The organism is Cedecea sp. AS113 (assembly GCF_037152415.1).
GTDB lineage: Bacteria > Pseudomonadota > Gammaproteobacteria > Enterobacterales > Enterobacteriaceae > Cedecea.
The window spans coordinates 1-1,116 of record NZ_JBBCMI010000050.1 but is presented as its reverse complement, the minus strand read 5'-3'; the positions used below and the strand labels follow the sequence as shown (position 1 = coordinate 1,116).

At 49.0% G+C, this 1,116-nt stretch carries 2 protein-coding genes; both read right to left on the bottom strand.

Features of this window, described 5'->3' with window-relative positions; all coding sequences use genetic code 11:
• The coding region (locus WFN87_RS23955) for an EAL domain-containing protein (protein ID WP_336989473.1) at window positions 1-932 on the bottom strand (932 nt) is incomplete at its 3' end.
• The coding region (locus WFN87_RS23950) for a hypothetical protein (RefSeq protein ID WP_336983977.1) at window positions 880-1,116 on the bottom strand (237 nt) is incomplete at its 5' end. The genes WFN87_RS23955 and WFN87_RS23950, both read right to left, overlap by 53 nt.

Genomic DNA, 1,116 nt, shown 5'->3' with positions numbered 1-1,116 from the left:
TGAAACTCTCCCGTGGGGATCCACTCTTTAACATCATTAGCAATAAGCCTCATCAGGTGGCGCGTTAAGGGCCCCATCATTTTTTCTGACTCTGCCGCAGGAATGAACACGTCCGGAGGGATCAATCTGCCGTTATTTCTTCTCCAGCGCATCAGGGCTTCTGCACCATGGCAGTGTCCTGAAATATCACAGACCGGCTGATAGCAGACAAAAAACTCTCCTTCTGTTATTGCCCTGCTTATCACGGATGCAGGGGAAATACGAGCAGCATGCCATCGTTTCCAGAAAGTACCTGACAGGAATGAAAATAAAAGAAATGCAGGAAGAATTATCGGGATGCCTTCAGTACTGAAGTACAGCCAGCTACGGAGGGTCGAATAAGCCGACACCCTGATATCACCTGCCTGTATTTGTAGCGAGGTAAGAACTTCGTGGTCACCCCGGGGGCCCCCCAGGGTGACAGACCGCCCGTGCCCTGCCTGTAGTGCGTAGTTCAGGTGGGTATTACCGGCCATCACCTTAATCAGCTCCCGCATGTAACGGGTGTCCAGTACCGTATAGGCGTAAATATTTTCCTTCAGCATCCGGGTATAGACAATCACAGAGTCGCCGTGGCCGGGGTTCATCGAGATTGATGAGGCCACTGCCGGCATATTCCCGTCAGACACACTCACATCCGGAAAAATGCTTTTAACAGGCCAGGATTTATTTCCACTGAAGGAGGAACAGATTATTGTCTTGCCTGAAATGATCCCCGCGCTCCTGGTGTAAGGTGTTAGCGTTGCCAGAGATGTCAGCAACGGCAGGATTGTTTCGCAGTCATGAGCACCTGCTTCACTAATCCGACTAAGCGTGGCGGATGCTGGTTGATAGTATTCATCAGTAAGCCTGAGTATACCGCTCACACCAGCAGTCATTGCGCGGTACTGCATCCACAAACCCGAGCATATAAGAATAATACAGAGCATCACCGTTGCTCCGGCAAGGGTCATCCATAACTGAAATGGCCTGGGTGATATTGTTTTCATATGGCTCACTGGCGTTCACAAAGAATAAAACACCATCATAAATACAAAGTTGCTCAAATATCCATTTTTTTAAAGTTAACAGGCTGAT